This window comes from Variovorax sp. Soil_C_39 (assembly GCF_057656815.1).
In genome coordinates this window covers 178,363-193,675 of the sequence record NZ_JBDGJQ010000009.1, presented here as the reverse complement: position 1 = coordinate 193,675, position 15,313 = coordinate 178,363, and the positions used below count along the sequence as shown (strand labels likewise).

Annotated in this window: 14 protein-coding genes; 10 read left to right on the top strand and 4 right to left on the bottom strand. The window is 64.0% G+C overall.

Annotation, left to right across the window (positions count from 1 at the left end; genetic code table 11):
• Positions 1-47: 47 nt before the first annotated feature.
• Both AC3A6J_RS21795 and AC3A6J_RS21790 read right to left on the bottom strand, forming a co-directional pair.
• Positions 48-1,016, bottom strand: coding sequence for a Bug family tripartite tricarboxylate transporter substrate binding protein (locus tag AC3A6J_RS21795; protein ID WP_487862082.1), 969 nt, complete (start codon positions 1,014-1,016; stop codon positions 48-50).
• Positions 1,017-1,035: 19 nt separating this feature from the next.
• Entirely contained in the window at positions 1,036-1,761 is a 726-nt protein-coding gene (locus tag AC3A6J_RS21790; RefSeq protein WP_487862081.1) for a DUF1028 domain-containing protein, read from the bottom strand.
• A gap of 164 nt (positions 1,762-1,925) precedes the next feature.
• On the opposite strand from AC3A6J_RS21790, the gene AC3A6J_RS21785 reads away from it, so the two are divergent.
• From AC3A6J_RS21785 to AC3A6J_RS21740, 10 genes are all read left to right on the top strand, one after another.
• A complete protein-coding gene (locus AC3A6J_RS21785; RefSeq protein WP_487862080.1) occupies positions 1,926-2,828 on the top strand; it encodes a LysR substrate-binding domain-containing protein in 903 nt (300 codons plus the stop codon).
• 172 nt (positions 2,829-3,000) lie between these two features.
• Positions 3,001-3,804, top strand: coding sequence for an IclR family transcriptional regulator (locus tag AC3A6J_RS21780; RefSeq protein WP_487862079.1), 804 nt, complete (start codon positions 3,001-3,003; stop codon positions 3,802-3,804).
• A gap of 204 nt (positions 3,805-4,008) precedes the next feature.
• Entirely contained in the window at positions 4,009-5,202 is a 1,194-nt protein-coding gene (locus AC3A6J_RS21775) for an FAD-dependent monooxygenase (protein WP_487862078.1), read from the top strand.
• A 74-nt stretch (positions 5,203-5,276) separates the two neighbouring features.
• The gene (locus AC3A6J_RS21770) at positions 5,277-6,251 is read left to right on the top strand and encodes a Bug family tripartite tricarboxylate transporter substrate binding protein (RefSeq protein WP_487862077.1); all 975 of its coding nucleotides are present in this window, start codon (positions 5,277-5,279) and stop codon (positions 6,249-6,251) included.
• A 27-nt stretch (positions 6,252-6,278) separates the two neighbouring features.
• Positions 6,279-6,797, top strand: coding sequence for a cupin domain-containing protein (locus AC3A6J_RS21765; RefSeq protein WP_487862076.1), 519 nt, complete (start codon positions 6,279-6,281; stop codon positions 6,795-6,797).
• Positions 6,794-7,612, top strand: coding sequence for an alpha/beta hydrolase (locus AC3A6J_RS21760; protein ID WP_487862075.1), 819 nt, complete (start codon positions 6,794-6,796; stop codon positions 7,610-7,612). Before AC3A6J_RS21765 ends, AC3A6J_RS21760 begins: the two co-directional genes overlap by 4 nt.
• A gap of 102 nt (positions 7,613-7,714) precedes the next feature.
• Positions 7,715-8,701 carry a Bug family tripartite tricarboxylate transporter substrate binding protein gene (locus AC3A6J_RS21755; protein WP_487862074.1) on the top strand — a complete coding sequence of 329 codons (987 nt, stop codon included), beginning with the start codon at positions 7,715-7,717 and terminating at the stop codon, positions 8,699-8,701.
• Between the two features lie 35 nt (positions 8,702-8,736).
• A complete protein-coding gene (locus AC3A6J_RS21750; protein ID WP_487862073.1) occupies positions 8,737-10,146 on the top strand; it encodes an aldehyde dehydrogenase family protein in 1,410 nt (469 codons plus the stop codon).
• 80 nt (positions 10,147-10,226) lie between these two features.
• Positions 10,227-11,195, top strand: coding sequence for a Bug family tripartite tricarboxylate transporter substrate binding protein (locus AC3A6J_RS21745; protein WP_487862072.1), 969 nt, complete (start codon positions 10,227-10,229; stop codon positions 11,193-11,195).
• A 15-nt stretch (positions 11,196-11,210) separates the two neighbouring features.
• Complete coding sequence (locus AC3A6J_RS21740) at positions 11,211-12,878, top strand: thiamine pyrophosphate-binding protein (protein ID WP_487862071.1); 1,668 nt, start codon at positions 11,211-11,213, stop codon at positions 12,876-12,878.
• On the opposite strand, the gene AC3A6J_RS21735 is transcribed toward AC3A6J_RS21740, so the two are convergent.
• On the bottom strand, positions 12,868-14,136 hold the full coding sequence (locus AC3A6J_RS21735) for a Rieske 2Fe-2S domain-containing protein (RefSeq protein ID WP_487862070.1): 1,269 nt from the start codon (positions 14,134-14,136) through the stop codon (positions 12,868-12,870). The genes AC3A6J_RS21740 and AC3A6J_RS21735 overlap by 11 nt on opposite strands.
• A gap of 386 nt (positions 14,137-14,522) precedes the next feature.
• A complete protein-coding gene (locus tag AC3A6J_RS21730) occupies positions 14,523-15,296 on the bottom strand; it encodes an IclR family transcriptional regulator (protein WP_487862069.1) in 774 nt (257 codons plus the stop codon).
• Positions 15,297-15,313 lie beyond the last annotated feature (17 nt).

Here is a 15,313-nt window from a genome sequence, read left to right as displayed (position 1 = left end):
CCTTGGCGACATCACAAGCGGTGCGCGGTTGCGCCTTGCCAGCCGCATCACTGCAGGACGATGTTCATCTTCCTTGCCATGTCATTGAAGGCGCGCACATCGGCATCCGAGCGTTGCTCGAATTCCTTCGCGGTCTGGAAGTGCGGCACCAATCCCAGTGCAGCGATGCGCTTTTGCGTGCCCTTGTCGCCGATGACCTTCGCCAGATCCGCCTGGAGCTTCGCGACCACATGTTCCGGCGTTGCGCGCGGAACGATCACGCCGTAGTAGGGGCTGACCGCCAGGCCAGGCAGCGATTCGTTCAGCGTCGGATGCTGTTCCCATCCTTCGAACCGGTTCTCGCCGAGCATGGCCAGCACCTTCATCTTGCCGGCGTTGATGTGCTGCGCCAGGCCGACCAGCGGGTCGACCAGCACATCCAGGCGTCCACCGAGCAGCTCGGACTGGGCTGTCCCGTTGCTGTTGAAGCCCACCTTGAGCATGGAGAAACCGCCGCGGCGCATCAGGATCTCCATGCCCATATAGGTCGCGCCGAGACCGGCGATGCCGTAGTTCACCGTGTTCGGATTGGCCTTGGCGTAGGCGACCAGTTCCTTGACGTTGTTGAACGGGGCATCGGGGCGCGCGACCAATGCCATCTGCACTTCCACCAGATTGGCGACGCCGCGCCAGTCCTCGCGCTTGTACGGCGTCTTGTAGAAGATCGGGTTGACGGCCAGGTTCGCACCGGCCATGCCGAGCGTGTAGCCGTCGGGCTTGGACTTGGTCACGAAGTCGGTACCGACCACCGTGGCGGCACCGGGTTTGTAGTCGATGAGCACAGGCTGGCTCCAGAGGTCCTGGAGCCGCTCCGCCACGATGCGGTAGAGCGCGTCCGCGCCTCCCGGGCCGAACGGCATGACGATCTTGACGGGCTGGCTGGGATAGGCGTCGGCTGCGGCCGACGCGAAGGCAGCGCCAAACGCGGTCGAGGCCATCCACTGGAGGGCGGTACGCCGGCTGAAAGAGTGGGGCATTCGGAAACTCCGGGTTGGGTCAGGCCGTGCCGCGTGCGAGGACGTGCTGGCGGTCGAGATTGGCTTGAAATTCTTCTTGCGGAAGGCCGGTCCCGGGCGCCGTCGCGCGCAGGCGGTAGTAGTCGTGGTACGGACGGTAGGCATCATGGAGGCGCCGCAGTTCGTCCACCGCCGCCGGGTGGAAATCCACCCGGAGGTCGAGCTCGGGATAGTCCTCCCGGTCGACCACGACGATGGCAGCCGATCGTTCCGGCAGATGTCCGCTCCGGCCGGCCTGACCTCCGGCATCCCGTGCGGCCTCGATCGCTGCGAGCAGACGGTCCTCGAGGGCATCGTCCGTTCGCCGAGTGAATGCTTCGCACATGGCGTCCAGCACGCGCTGGTCGGCCAGCACGTTGCCGAAGGCCGCGAAGTCCTCGCCGATGAAGTGGCCGGCCCAGCCGCGGGCCTGTGTGCCGGTGAAGACGGCCGGGCGACCGCTGCGGCCCATCACGCATGTCTGCCGGTATTCGGCGTGCGGATCGTCGGCCTGCAGGATCTGCAGCACATGGGCCGCCGAGAACCCCGCATCGAGCAGGCGCAATGCGGTGGACTGATTGGCCTGGCGCGGGAACGCCTGTGTGATGGCGATGCCGATGTTGGCCTGCATGCCGCGGCAAAGCTGCCCCGCGACGAGCGAGTAAGTGGCGATGGCCATGCCCAGCTTCCCGCTGGTCGGGCATCTGGCGGCAATGGTGTAGGTCATGAGGTCGGAGTCCTTGGTTGGGGGCTGGGCCCGGTTGGAGCGGCAAGTCTCCTGCGGCGGGCACAGCGACACAATTTGCAAGTTTGGGTGGCTGCCTTCGTTGCCGAACAAGGCTCCTGAACGGTGCGTATATTGCGTCGGTCATCACCCTGAATTGACCCGCCATGCAGTTTGATTTCTCGGATCTCCTCTTGTTCGTGCGCGTCGTGGAAGCCGGCAGCATCACCCATGGCGCTGCAAGAGCGCATCGGTCGCTGGCCGCGGCCAGCGTGCAGATCAAGGAGATGGAGCGCGTCATCGGTTCGCCGCTGCTGGTGCGTGACCGCCTCGGGGTCACGCCCACCGACGCAGGGCGTGCACTGCTGCAGCACAGCTACCGCCTGCTCGATGGCATGCAGCAGCTCAAGGACGAGATGGCCGCGTACGCGGAGCGCACCAGTGGCTACGTCAAGGTCTATTCCAACTCCGCGTCGCTGCTGGAATTCCTGGGCCGGCCGCTCGCTCGGTTCCTGGTGCAGAACCCGGCTGTGGACGTGAACATCGAGGAAGTCGCCAATCACCTGATCCCGGACGCGGTGCGGGAAGGCAAGGCCGACTTCGGCATCGTGGCGCAGTCCGTCGACATGAAGTCGCTGGAGTCCGTTCCCTACCGCAGCGACCGCTACGTGGTCGTTGGGCCGGTGCAGGGAGCGCTTGCGGATGGAGCGGAGGTGGACTTCGTCGACCTGCTTGAATTTGATTTTGTCGGGCTGGGTCGCGGAACGGCGATCCAGGTCATGCTCGAAGACGTGGCGCATCGACAGGGCAGGAAGTTCAGGCACCGTGCGCAGCTGCGCGGCTTTGACATGGCATGCCATCTCGCAGCGCAGGGCGCCGGCATCGCACTGATCCCGGAAACGACGGCACGGTCGATGCGGGGGATTGCCGACTTCAACGTCGTCCGGTTGCGCGACGAATGGGCGCAACTGGACATGGTGATCTGCAAGCCGCCCGACGCCGACTTGTCCGTGCATGCACGCGCCCTGATCCGGTTCCTGCGGGACTGGAACGAACAGGAAAGCGCCTAGATCTCTGCTCGGCACGCGAAGCAGGCTGCCGCGTCTTGCGATGCGGCAGGGGAGGGTTGCTGTCGATGGAGAAAAAAGCGAAATTCCCATATATTCGTAAATCCGTTCTAAATACCAGCGACTACTCCTGAGGTCCGACCGAAATTCCTGATATGAGAGAAAGTGGCAATCCATGTCCAGCCTGAGCAAGATGCTGGAAGTGCTGCGGCTGATCACGCCGTCGAGACCCACCGTCGACGCGGCGCGGGTTTGCGCGGTGCTGGACTGTGGTCCGTCGACCGCCTACCGGTACATCCGCGAACTCACCGAGGCAGGTTTGCTCGTCAGGTTGCCCGGCGGCTACGCTCTCGGCGCGAGGATCATCCAGCTCGATCTCCAGATGAGGCAGACCGATCCGTTGCTTCACCACGGCCGTGAACTGCTGGAGGCGCTCGCGGCAGAGACCGGCCTGAGCGCGCTGCTCAGCGAGCTCTATGACGACACGGTGATCACGCTGCACGAGGAGGGCGGCAGCGGCATGGCGGCACTCCAGTTCGGACGCGGCCGTGCGATGCCGCTGCACCGGGGGGCAACAGGGCGAATCATCCTCGCCCATCTGCAGCCCAGGTCAATGCGACGGGTCTTCGATCGACTCCAGGCGGCGGACAGCGCGCTGCCGGAGTGGCGCCAGCTGTCCAAGGAGATGCTCGCGTTGCGCAAGAAGGGCTACTGCGTCACCCGTGGAGAGATGGAAGTCGGCCGCGTGGGTCTCTCCGCGCCCATCTTCGACGAGAACCAGAGGGTGCTCGGCAGCATCAGCGTCGTTGGCGATGTCCGGCAGTTCGAGATGTTCAACGAGGAATTCCTGGCCTCGCGCGTCATAGAGGCCGCTGCGGCCCTGACGGAGTGCATCAGCCGTCCAACGAAAGCTGCAGCAGCGGATCCCGCACCCGTTGAGCGAGCGAAACCTTCGCCCGCCAGGCGCAAGCGATCGTGAGCTTTCAAGTGCCGACGAAAGCGCTTCTTCGCGACTGACTGCCGCTGCAAGTTTGTATGTATACGTTCCAAATGAATTGAAAAAAACTACATGTCCTTAGGGAAAATAGTTACTTGACGCTGAGTGCCGGCTTCATTAATGTATGTACAAATACAAAATAGCTCGACGCTTCTTCTCTGAAACTCACAACTCGACGCAACCACTGTGAATCGCAAACCTCGTATTTCCATCATCGGCGCAGGACTCGGGGGATTGGTCGCCGCCATCGCAGCGCAGCGCGCCGGCTTCGAGGTGCGCGGGTTCGAGCAGGCTCGCGCCTTCGGTGAGGTCGGCGCCGGAATCCAGCTGGGCCCCAATGCCGTCAACGTTTTGACGGCCCTCGGCCTCGGTGAGGGGCTGGCGCGTTTCGGTGCGCAACCCAGGAACCACGTGGCCCGAAACTGGCGCACCGGCCGTGAGCTGTTCAGGTCTCCCACGCGCGAAGCTTGCATCGAGCAGTTCGGCTCCCCCTTCTTCCAGGTCCAGCGCTCGGATCTTCACGAGCATCTGCGAACCGTGCTGGCTGAGGACACGTTCCAGCTGAACAAGCGTCTGGTTGGACTCCAGCAGAACGAGCATTCGGTGATCGCGCGCTTCGCGGACAACACCGAAGAGGAGAGCGATGTACTGATCGGTGCCGATGGCATCCATTCGAGCGTCCGCGCGGAATTGCTTGGCGAGGATGCGCCCCGGTTCACGGGGGTGATCTGCTGGCGCGGCCAGGTGGATGCTTCGAGGCTGCCCGCAGGGCTCATTCCGCCGGACTCCCTGAACTGGATGGGGCCGAAAGGATGCATCGTTCATTACTACGTGCGCCCGGATCGCCTCGTCAACTGGATCGCGCATCGCAAGGTGGATGTGTGGGCAGAGGAGTCCTGGTCGGTGCCTGGTGACAAGCAGGAACTGATGGACGCTTTCAAGGGCTGGCATCCATCGCTGCTCACGCTTCTCGGCGCGACCGACAAATGCTTCAAGTGGGGGCTGTTCGATAGGGATCCTCTGCCGAAGTGGTCGGAGGGCCGGGTCAGCTTGCTGGGTGACAGCGCTCATCCGATGCTGCCTTTCTTCGCGCAAGGGGGGGCCATCGCGATGGAGGACGGACTGGTGCTTGCGCGTGTACTGGCTGCGCATTCGGATCCCATCGAAGCGCTTCGTGTGTACGAGTCCGTCCGCAAGGGCAGAACGTCGCGCGTCCAACTCAGCTCCAGAGATCGGGCGGATGTGTGCCAGACGCAGTCGGCTTGGTCTCAGATTCGCCGCGACGTGGGATACAAGCTGGACCAATGGCTCCGCCCCGGGGGAGCCATTCGCCGTGCCGACTGGATCTACGGCTACGACGCCGCTCAGGTGCCGGTGTGATGCCTTCGGGCGACACCGACATGTTCTGCTCCAAGTGAGCTCACTAGGACTCACACGTTCAGGAGGCCTTCGCCATGTCGATCCATCGCCGCCATCTGGTCTGCCTTGCAATGCTCATGCCCTGGCTCGGCATCCACCAAGCATCCGCGCAGTCGTACCCCGCGCGCACCGTCACGATCATCGTCCCCTATGCGCCCGGCGGAGCCGTCGATGTCATGGGGCGGCTTCTGGCGACGAAGCTGTCCGACCGGATGCAGGTTCCGGTGATCGTCAAGAACGTACCCGGTGCGAGTGGAACGATCGGAATCGGCGAGGTCGCGAGATCGGCTGGAGACGGCTACACGTTGCTTTACGCACCAAGCACGATCGCGATCTTTCCGGCCTTGTTCCAGAAGCTTCGTTTCGATCCAGTCAAGGACCTGCGCCCAGTCACCCAGTTCATCGCAAGCTCGATGTTGATCGCCGCTCACCCGCAGATGGAGGTTCAGTCAGTCCAGGAATTGATCGCTCTGGCCAAGGCCAAGCCTGGGAAGCTGTTCTTTGGCTCGGCCGGCGTCGCCGACACCCTTCAACTGGGCATGGAGATGTTCAAGGTGGAGACAGGCACGGACCTGGTTGCAGTTCCCTACAAAGGCCAGGGGCCGATGTATGCCGCCATGCTGGGTGGCGAGGTGACTGTCGGCCTTCTCTCGATTCAGCTTGCACTGCCTGCAATCCGAAGTCGAAAGCTGAAGGCCTTGGCTGTCACTGGTCCGAAGCGCTCTGCGGCACTTCCTGAAGTTCCGACGGTGGGGGAGACGGTGCCCGGCTATGAATTGACGAGCTGGCACGGCGTGTTCGCGCCGTCGACCGCGCCTCGCGAGGTCATCGACCGGATCCAGCGCGAGATATCGGAGATCAGCAAGGATCCTTCGGTTCGCAAGACCGTCGAAGATGCCGGCAACGAGGTTGTCGCGAGCACTCCCGAGGCATTCCAGGCCAAGTTCCTCGGCGACGTGTCGAAGTTCAACACGGTCGTCCGTGAGGCCAGGCTTCCACCGCAGGATTGATCTCGCCTTCAAGAAGGAGCTCAGGAAATGTCTCAATACACAAAGGGTCCGTCGCGCGTGATTGGTACGGATCAAGGCGATTCGTACTGGCAGCCGGTTCCGCATCGGGGCTACATGACTGTGAAGGTCGGACCCGGTGTCGAAGGCGATCCGGATCCAGGGTTCGCTTTCGGCATCCAGGTGATGCCGCCTGGATGCCACGTCCGAGAGCACGGGCACGCCCGAAACACCGAGGTCCTGTTTGTCTACGAAGGCACGGGCTACGCGGAGATCGACGGTGTACGCAGCCAGATCGGTCCGGGGACCACGATCTTGCTTGGCAAGTACTGCGGCCACTCGATCGTCAACGAAGGCGACTGCGACATGAAGTTCGCCTGGTTCTTCACGCCCCCTGGCCTGGACGAGGTGGTGCGGGCCATGGGGGCGCCGCGCAAGCTGGGGGATGAGCCGCCGACGACCTTCCAGCGTCCAGCGAACATTTCCGAGATCCTGCAGTCGGCAGGGTGGGCGACGCCGGAACAGATCGCCGCCGCGAGCCGCGCATGACCGACGCGAAGCTGCATCGGGGGTTCACCCAGAACGAATTGGACGCGGCCTACAACAACATCGCAGCGGTTGCCGATTTCCCTGGGACGGTGGCCGGATGGCGTGAACGGTCAGCGGTCACGGCACGGGCGTTGGGGGCCAAGCTGGACCTCGTGTACGGCGCCCAGCTGCGGGAGTGTTTTGACTACTATCCTGCGAAGCGATCGGCCGCGCCGCTGTTGCTTTTCATACATGGTGGGTATTGGCAAGGGGGAGAGAAGCGCTCCGTCGGCTTCCTCGCAGAGGGGCCGGTCGCACGCGGTTTTGCTGTGGCCAACCTGGAGTACACGGTCGCGCCGGAAGCAACGCTGGCGCAAATGGTCGATGGCGTACGCCGTGCGCTGGCCTGCATTCGTGGAAGAGCAGGGGAGTTGGAATTCGATGCCAACCGCATTGTCTTGGCAGGTCACTCGGCAGGAGCCCATTTGATGTGTGTCGGGGCTCTCGGCACCGAAGGAATCGTCGGAGGCATCGCGATCAGCGGGCTCTACGACCTCGAGCCCATCCGGCTGAGCTACTTGAACGCCAAGCTTGGACTCACGGACGATGATGTGGAGCGGCTCAGCCCGATGAAGCATCTTCCGGCCGCTTCGACGCCGCTCACCATCACGGTGGGTGCCAGGGAGCTTCCTGAGCTGATTCGGCAATCCCGTGAATTCGCCGACGCCAGTGGAATGAACTACCTGCCGCTCGAGCCTCACGATCATTTTTCGATCCTCGACGAACTGGCCAACGAGGACGGCACGCTATGCAGCTTGCTTCAGGAGTTCGCTTGAGCTGGTCTGTCCATCAGGCGGACTCTAGTTTTACTTTGAGCGTTGATTGATCTAGAGTCTGCCGGCTCATTCCACTCAACCCTTCCTTTTCTTAAGGGTGCAATGCTTCGAAATCTGATTCAAACAATGGCCTGCGTGGTCAGTCTGGTGCTGCCGCTGTCAGCGGTGGCGCAGGGGGGCGGTGGGAACTATCCCAGCAAGCCCATTCGCCTGCTGATTCCGTATGCGCCCGGCGGACTGACCGACTCCCTTGGGCGGGCGATTGCCGAGCACATGACGCAGGCGCTCAAGCAGACCGTCGTCGTGGAGAACCGGCCCGGCGCTGGCACGCTGGTCGGAGCCCGAGCTGCTTCTTTGGCTGTACCCGATGGATACACCTTGTTGATGGCGACCAGCACGACGCTGGCGGCGGCGCCGGCCATGTACAAGGATCACATCGATCCGCTCACCGGACTCACGCCGATCACGCTCGTTGCGACGAACCCGTTCTTCCTTGTCTCCAGTGGGACCAGCGGCTACAAGTCGGTGCAAGACGTGGTTCAGGACGCGAAGAAGCAGGGCGGCAAAGGGCTTTCCTATGGGTCGGCCGGTCCAGGCACGCCGCATCACCTCATCATGGAGATGTTCCGGGAGGAAGCCCGGATCGATCTGGTGCACGTGCCGTATTCCGGCAGCGGGACGGCCATCAATGGCCTGTTCGACGGCAGTTTCAACATCATGGTCACGGACCTCGCTCCGGCACGAGGCTTCCTCCAGTCGGGCAGGTTGACGGCCCTCGCCGTGGCGGATCCCACGCGCAGCAGCTTCCTGCCCGATGTGCCGACCTTCGCGGAAGCGGGCCTGCCCGATGTGAGCCTGACAGCGTGGCAGGCGATCGTGGGGCCGCCGAACCTGCCACCGGCGATCGTGGCGCGCATCAGCGATGCGGTGCTCGCGCTGGTGGATTCACCGTCGTTCGCCGCGCGGTGCGCCGCTCTGGGGTGCGTTCCCCAGAGGTCGAAGTCGCCCGCCGAATTTCGAGAATTCGTCGTCGCCGAGCGGCAGAAGTGGAAGCGGGTTCTCTCGACCGCCAACATCGTCCAGCGGTAGGCCGCGGCGCACTTGCAGAGTTCGAAGGAGATGCCTTGAACCAAGGTCACAGCTACAGCCATACGATCGGCGGCGCGCCGGTCACGAGCAGGAATGTCTTCGAGGTCGTCAATCCGGCGCATGCGGAAGCATTCGCGATTGCGCCGGCCGGCGGCGCCCTGGAGGTGGATGCCGCCGTCCGGGCGGCGCTGGCGGCGTTTCCGGCCTGGACATCGACACCGCACGACCTGCGTGTCCACAAGCTCCTCGCGTTCGCCGACAGGATCGATGCCGAGAAGGACATGCTGGCGCGCCTGCTCACCATGGAGCAGGGCAAGCCGCTCGCGCGCGCCGAGGACGAGATCGGCAACGCGACGAAGTACCTGCGCAAACTCGTGCAACTGCCGATGGGACCCGACAGGCTCACGGCATCCGACGGCAGGCAGGTCGAGATCCACCACCGATCCCTGGGCGTGATCGCTGCGATCACGCCGTGGAATGTGCCGGTCCTGCTCGCCATCTGGAAGATCGGGCATGCCTTGGTGACTGGCAACACGATGGTGCTCAAGCCCGCCCCGACGACACCGCTGACGTCCCTGTGCTTGGGCGAGATCGGGCGCGAAACCCTGCCCCCAGGCGTGCTCAATGTCGTGGCCGGCGGCAACGAGGTCGGCGAGGCCATGGTCACCCATCCGGACGTGGCGAAGATATCGTTCACCGGATCGGTCGCCGTGGGCAGGAAGATCGGCGCGGCCGCCGCTTCGGCGCTGAAGCGCGTCACGCTCGAACTCGGCGGCAACGACGCGGCGATCGTTCTCGACGACGCCGATGTCGATACCGTCGCGCCCGCTGTGTTCGCCGCCGCCTTCACCAACGCCGGCCAGGCCTGCATGGCGATCAAGCGCCTGTACGTGCACGAATCCCGGTTCGACAGCTTCGTCCGAAGCCTGCGGTCGAGCTGCGACCAGTTGGTGGTCGGCAACGGATTGGACGAGGGCGTGCAGATGGGGCCGATACAGAACAGGCGGCAGTATGAAAGCGTGCAGTCGGTGCTGCAGGAGGCCGAGGGCGGCCCGGTCGAGTTCTACGCCGGGAAGCGGCCCGTTCCCGGCCGCGGCTACTTCCTCGCGCCGCACATCGCCATCAACCCACCTGCCGGTATGCGGGTTGTCCAGGAAGAGACCTTCGGGCCCGTGCTGCCCGTGATCTCCTACAAGACCGTCGAAGAGGCCGTGGCAGCTGCGAACGGCACCTCGTTTGGCCTGAGCGGCTCGGTCTGGACCAGCGATTGGTCCCGCGGCAAGCAGGTCGTGGCGCAGCTGGAGGTCGGCTCGGCCTGGGTCAACAAGCACGTGGACTACGACGCGCATGTGCCCTTCGGCGGAATGAAGATGTCCGGCATCGGCCGCGAGAACTCGATCTTCGGCCTGCGGCACTACACCGAAATGCAGGCGATCTACTGCTAGGCCATGGCGCGCATGCCGATACTTTCTGGAGCGGCTTTCCGTTTTGCGGATGGCTCGACCCGCTGCCGGAGGAGCAAATCTTGATCGGACGTCGATTGCTGCTGAAGGGCGCTGCGGCCGCGGGCGTCGCGGGTGCCGCTGCCCGTACGCTGCGGGCCCAAGCCTTTCCCGCGCGGCCGCTGCGGCTGGTCGTGGGATTCGCGCCCGGCGGGGCGAACGACCTGCTGGCGCGCGTGTACGCGGCAAGGGTGCAGGGCGTGCTCGGCCAGCCAGTGGTCGTGGAGAACCGTCCGGGCGCCAATTCGATCATCGCCGCGGAGCTGGTGGCGAAGGCGCCGGCAGATGGCTACACGTTGCTGGTCGCGTCCAACGGTGCCTTGGCTGTCAACCCGGCCATCTACTCCAAGCTCGGCTACGAGCCCGCCACCGACTTTGAAATACTCGGGGTGCTGGCGTTCTATCCCAGCGTGCTGATCGTCGGCGAGTCGTCGGGCCTGACCAGCCTGGCTTCGATGCGGGCTCTGTCGGTGCAGCGAGAACTCAATCACGGGGTGGGCTCCTCGTTGTTTCATCTCGCCGGCGAGTACTTCGCTCGGCAAGCGGGGCTGCGGACTGTTCACGTCAACTACAAGGGCAATGCGCCCACGGTCACTGCGGTGGCGGCGGGCGAGGTCGACTACGCGATCGTCGACCTGGCTTCTTCACTCCCGCTGCTCAAAGGCGGGAAGCTCCGCGCACTGGGTGTGACATCACGCAGAAGGAGTGCATCGCTTCCCGATACGCCGACGATCGCTGAGATGGGCTTGCCCAAGTTCGAGATGATGGGTTGGACGAGCATCGTCGCGCCCTCGGGGCTGCCCGCAGCCGTCTCGACGCAGCTGCGTGCTGCCATCGACACTTCGGCCGGGCACCCGGGCACCCTGACACAGCTCCAGCGGATGGGCATGGAGCGTGGCGCGCCGGCGGGTGCCGCGTTCGCACGTCGGGTGGCCACCGAACGTGCGCAGTGGACGGAAATAGCAAGGGCCGCAGGTATCAAGGCGGACTAGCGGAGACAACGGAACATGATTGAAAGCGTGCATGACGGTGTTGCAGCGGCGCTCACGAAGCTGGGCGTGCGCCACGCGTTCGGCGTCGTCGGAAGCGGGAATTTCCACTTCACGAACGCGCTGGTGGCGCATGGTGTGAAGTTCACAGCGGCGCGCCACGAAGGCGGTGCCGCCACCATGGCCGACGCCTACGCCCGGATGAGCGGCGAAGTCGCAGTCGTCTCCCTGCACCAGGGTTGCGGCCTCACCAATGCGATCACGGGTATCGGGGAGGCTGCCAAGAGCCGCACGCCGCTGCTGGTGGTCTCGGGCGAAGCAACCGACCCGGCATCGAACTTCCACATCGACCAGGATGCGTTGGCCCGGTCCGTCGGTGCCTCCTCGCTCCGGCTGCGGTCGGCGGCGAGCGCTATGACGGACACGCATGCCGCCTATTCGCTCGCGCTGCGAGAGCGCCGCACCGTCCTGCTGAATCTGCCCGTGGACATGCAGCTCGAGAGCATGGATGGGTCCTGGCTTGACACGATGGCCCCGATCGAAGCGCCTCCGATTTCCTTGCCGGCCTCGTCCGACGCCAGGACGCTGGCGGACATGCTGCTGTCCGCGAGGCGACCGGTGTTCATCGCCGGGCGCGGCGCACGCGGTCTTCGTGCGCGAGAGGCCGTGGCGGCGCTGGCCGATGCCGCCGGAGCGCTCCTGGCGGAAGGCGCAGTCGCCAAAGGGCTCTTCGCGGGGCACCCTTGGGCGATCGGTGTCTCGGGCGGGTTCTCCTCGCCCTTGACGGCGCGGCTGATCGCCGATGCGGACCTGATCGTCGGCTGGGGAACCACGCTGAACATGTGGACTACCGCCCATGGCCATCTGCTCGGAAAGAACGTGAAGCTGGTGCAAGTCGACCTGGCGCAGGAGGCTCTTGGAAAGAACCAGCCCATCGACCTTGGCGTGCTGGGCGATGTCGCTGCGACCGCCCGGATGGTTGCCGAACTGCTCGCAGCAACGCGGGCCGAGCGTCCAGGCTATCGCTCGCCGCAGCTCGCACGGCGCCTGCAGTCGGAACTGCAGTGGCGAGACGTTCCGTTCGCCAATGCCAGCACCGCGGAGGCCATCGACCCGCGCACCCTGACAATCGCCCTGGACGACCTTCTCCCCGAGAACCGGATCCTCAGTGTCGATTCAGGGAACTTCATGGGCTATCCAAGCATGTACTTGAAGGTTCCGGACGAGAACGGCTTCTGCTTCACGCAGGCCTTCCAGTCGATCGGCCTCGGCCTCGCGACGGGGATCGGCGCAGCGCTTGCGCGCCCGGACCGGTTTCCCGTCGTGGCGTGTGGCGATGGCGGATTCCTTATGGGCATCGCCGAGCTCGAGACGGCCGTTCGATTGAAGCTCGGGATGCTGATCGTGGTCTACAACGACCAGGGCTACGGTGCGGAGATCTATCAGTTCAAGCCTCAAGGCCATTCGACCGAGATCGTCGAATTCCCGGACACCGATATCGCTGCCGTTGCGCGGGGTTTCGGCGCGGATGGGGTCACTGTCCGCTGCGAGGCCGATGTCGCCGAAGTGGCCGGCAGATTGAAGAGCGGCCTTCGTGGACCGCTCGTCGTGGATGCGAAGGTGGTGGGCATGCGTGCGTGGTGGGTAGGCAAGCGTTCCGTCCTCGCTCCCGATTTCAGACACTGAAGACCGGCTGGTCGAGGGACGTCAAGGCTTCCTTGGCCCAGTCTTCCGCTTTCACGCCGCGGTCCAGCAGGACCGACGCGGCCCGCACGCGCTGGGAAGCGGCATCGGTCGCCGGCGGTGCAGTCCCTTGTTCGAGCTCGCGCGCCGAACGCGCGAGCATCCTCCTTGCCATCACGATGGGCCGATCGGTGGCGACCAGGTGTTCCTTCGCGTAGTCCTGGATCGGTCCCATGCTCTCCTGAAGGGAGGCGTCCTGGATCGAGAAGCCTTCCACCCCGCTGAAGCTCTGCTTGTCCTTCTGCGCCTGCCTGTCGACGAGCCAATCGTTGCCGGGGTTGGCCAACGGGACGAAGCTGCCGGGGATGTACTTCACGTGAATGCCTTTTCCCTCGCGCATGGCTTGCAACTCTTCGGCGGGCAGCGGGCGGTCGGGCAGGAAATTGATGCTCCACGCCCAGCAACTCTCGTCATCGATCGGGATCCACATGTGGGCACCCAGCGCGTGCGGGCCGAACGGCGGGATCAGCGTGAACCACGGGAAGATCCACTGCGTGATGCGCCAGTAATGGGAGTCCTCTTCTCCGTTGCGGCGGCCGAAGATCGTCAGGCCGTGCGCCGCTTCCTCGATGTCGAAGACTGCATTCCTGTCGGCCTTGATGTACTTGTTGGCCTCCGCATGCATATGCATCGGGTCCTGTTCGAGTTCGAACCGGTGAACCCACGACGCATGGGTCGTGTCGATGCCGCCTTCCATCGCCTGGAGCCAACCGCTGGCCTGGTACCGTTTGCTGACGAAACGGTGGCTGGCAGGCAGCATGCACCACTCGAGTTCGGGCAGCTGCGGCATGTTCTCTTTCGGACCCATGTACGCCCAGAGAATGTCGCCGCGCTCGACGACCGGGTACGACTTGATCTTCATCCTGTCGGCGAGCTGCGGCACGGACGGCAATTCCATGCACTTGCCAGTCACATCGAACTTCCAGCCGTGATAGGAGCAGCGGATGCCTCCTTCTTCATTGCGGCCCAGGAAGAGGGAGACGCCCCGGTGAGGGCAGAACTCGTCGACCAGTCCCGCCCTGCCATCGGTATCGCGAAATGCCAGCAGCTTCTCGCCGAGGATCTTGACTCTCACCGGCGCGCAATCCGGCTCTCCAATCTCCGAAGCAAGCATCACGGGGACCCAGTAGCGGCGCATGAGCTGGCCCATCGGCGTGTCCGGGCCGGTGCGCACCAGCAGTTCCGCAGTGACTCTGTCCATGAGGTCCTCTTGAGTAAGTGGTTGCGTCCAGCAAGAAGGCTGAATCGATAGAATGTATGTCTGCATACAATATACCTTTGAATCTCTGCGGCATCAAGTCTGATTGAGCCGACAAGATTGTCGTCGTCCTCGACAATAAATGTATGCATGCAGACGAGATGATTGCAAAAGGCGATGAGGGCGCACGGCCTTTGAGAGCGTGCGCAGGCACACCAATCATCATCCGGAGAGCGACGGCGCGATGGCGCCACCATGGCTGACGCGGTGCTCGCTCGCCGGGTGCAGCAGGACCGCCGACCCGGTGAGTCGTTGCGCTAGACCGGGCGGAACCGCTGGTCGCGTTCGCGGAGTCGCGCCTACGCAGGCACTGCGCCGGTGCCTTTGAGCTAGCTGTTCGCCGACGGCCCGCGAAAACCCAAGGCACGCGACAGATGTGACGCCTCATTGAGCAGCAAGCTCGCAGTGGCCTTGACCTTCTTGGTGTCCAGCCGAACGCTTGGACCGTAGACCGCCAGCGATCCCGCCACTCCGCCGCTCGCATCGAAGAATGGAGCGCTGACACTCGTCGCGCCATGAATCTGCTCATCCTGGCTGACGGCATAGCCAGCGAGACGGACGCGTTCCAATTCCTTCATGTACTCGCCCGCGTCAATCTTCAAGCCTTGCAGCAATTGACGCAGTTGGCGGACATCAAGGGAGGAGTTGGCCAATATGACCTTGCCACTGGCTCCCAGCGCCAGTCGCTCCTGAAAGCCAATGCCGCGTCGAAAGCTCAAGGGGTGGGGACTGGGGATCTCCGCGACGCACATCCGGTTGTCGCCCTCTCGGACGAAGAGGCCGACAGTCTCGCTGCTCACCTCCCAGATCCTGCGCATCAGCGGACCAGCGGCTGCGGCGGGGTCGTTGCTCGCCACCCAGACATGGGCCAGCCGCGCCACTTCCGGACCGAGCCGGAACTTCTGAGGATCACCTGAGGACACCAGGAAGCCGTTGACCTCCAGGGTGTGAAGCAGGCGGTACATCGTCGGGCGACTCAGATCCACGCGCTTGAGCAGTTCCGCCGGGGAAAGCTCGAAATCAGCTGGCGTGAACGAAGAAAGGATCTCCAGGGCTCGCCCAACCGCCCTGACGCCTTCGCTGCCCTTCTCGGCCTCGGTCATGAAAAGCCTCTCTGCAT

Excerpts from the sequence above, each read along its gene's own strand:
- AC3A6J_RS21795 (WP_487862082.1), bottom strand. The coding sequence starts at position 1,016 with ATGCCCCACTCTTTCAGCCGGCGTACCGCCCTCCAGTGGATGGCCTCG.
- AC3A6J_RS21790 (WP_487862081.1), bottom strand. The coding sequence starts at position 1,761 with ATGACCTACACCATTGCCGCCAGATGCCCGACCAGCGGGAAGCTGGGC.
- AC3A6J_RS21785 (WP_487862080.1), top strand. The coding sequence starts at position 1,926 with ATGCAGTTTGATTTCTCGGATCTCCTCTTGTTCGTGCGCGTCGTGGAA.
- AC3A6J_RS21780 (WP_487862079.1), top strand. The coding sequence starts at position 3,001 with ATGTCCAGCCTGAGCAAGATGCTGGAAGTGCTGCGGCTGATCACGCCG.
- AC3A6J_RS21770 (WP_487862077.1), top strand. The coding sequence starts at position 5,277 with ATGTCGATCCATCGCCGCCATCTGGTCTGCCTTGCAATGCTCATGCCC.
- AC3A6J_RS21765 (WP_487862076.1), top strand. The coding sequence starts at position 6,279 with ATGTCTCAATACACAAAGGGTCCGTCGCGCGTGATTGGTACGGATCAA.
- AC3A6J_RS21760 (WP_487862075.1), top strand. The coding sequence starts at position 6,794 with ATGACCGACGCGAAGCTGCATCGGGGGTTCACCCAGAACGAATTGGAC.
- AC3A6J_RS21755 (WP_487862074.1), top strand. The coding sequence starts at position 7,715 with ATGCTTCGAAATCTGATTCAAACAATGGCCTGCGTGGTCAGTCTGGTG.
- AC3A6J_RS21740 (WP_487862071.1), top strand. The coding sequence starts at position 11,211 with ATGATTGAAAGCGTGCATGACGGTGTTGCAGCGGCGCTCACGAAGCTG.
- AC3A6J_RS21735 (WP_487862070.1), bottom strand. The coding sequence starts at position 14,136 with ATGGACAGAGTCACTGCGGAACTGCTGGTGCGCACCGGCCCGGACACG.
- AC3A6J_RS21730 (WP_487862069.1), bottom strand. The coding sequence starts at position 15,296 with ATGACCGAGGCCGAGAAGGGCAGCGAAGGCGTCAGGGCGGTTGGGCGA.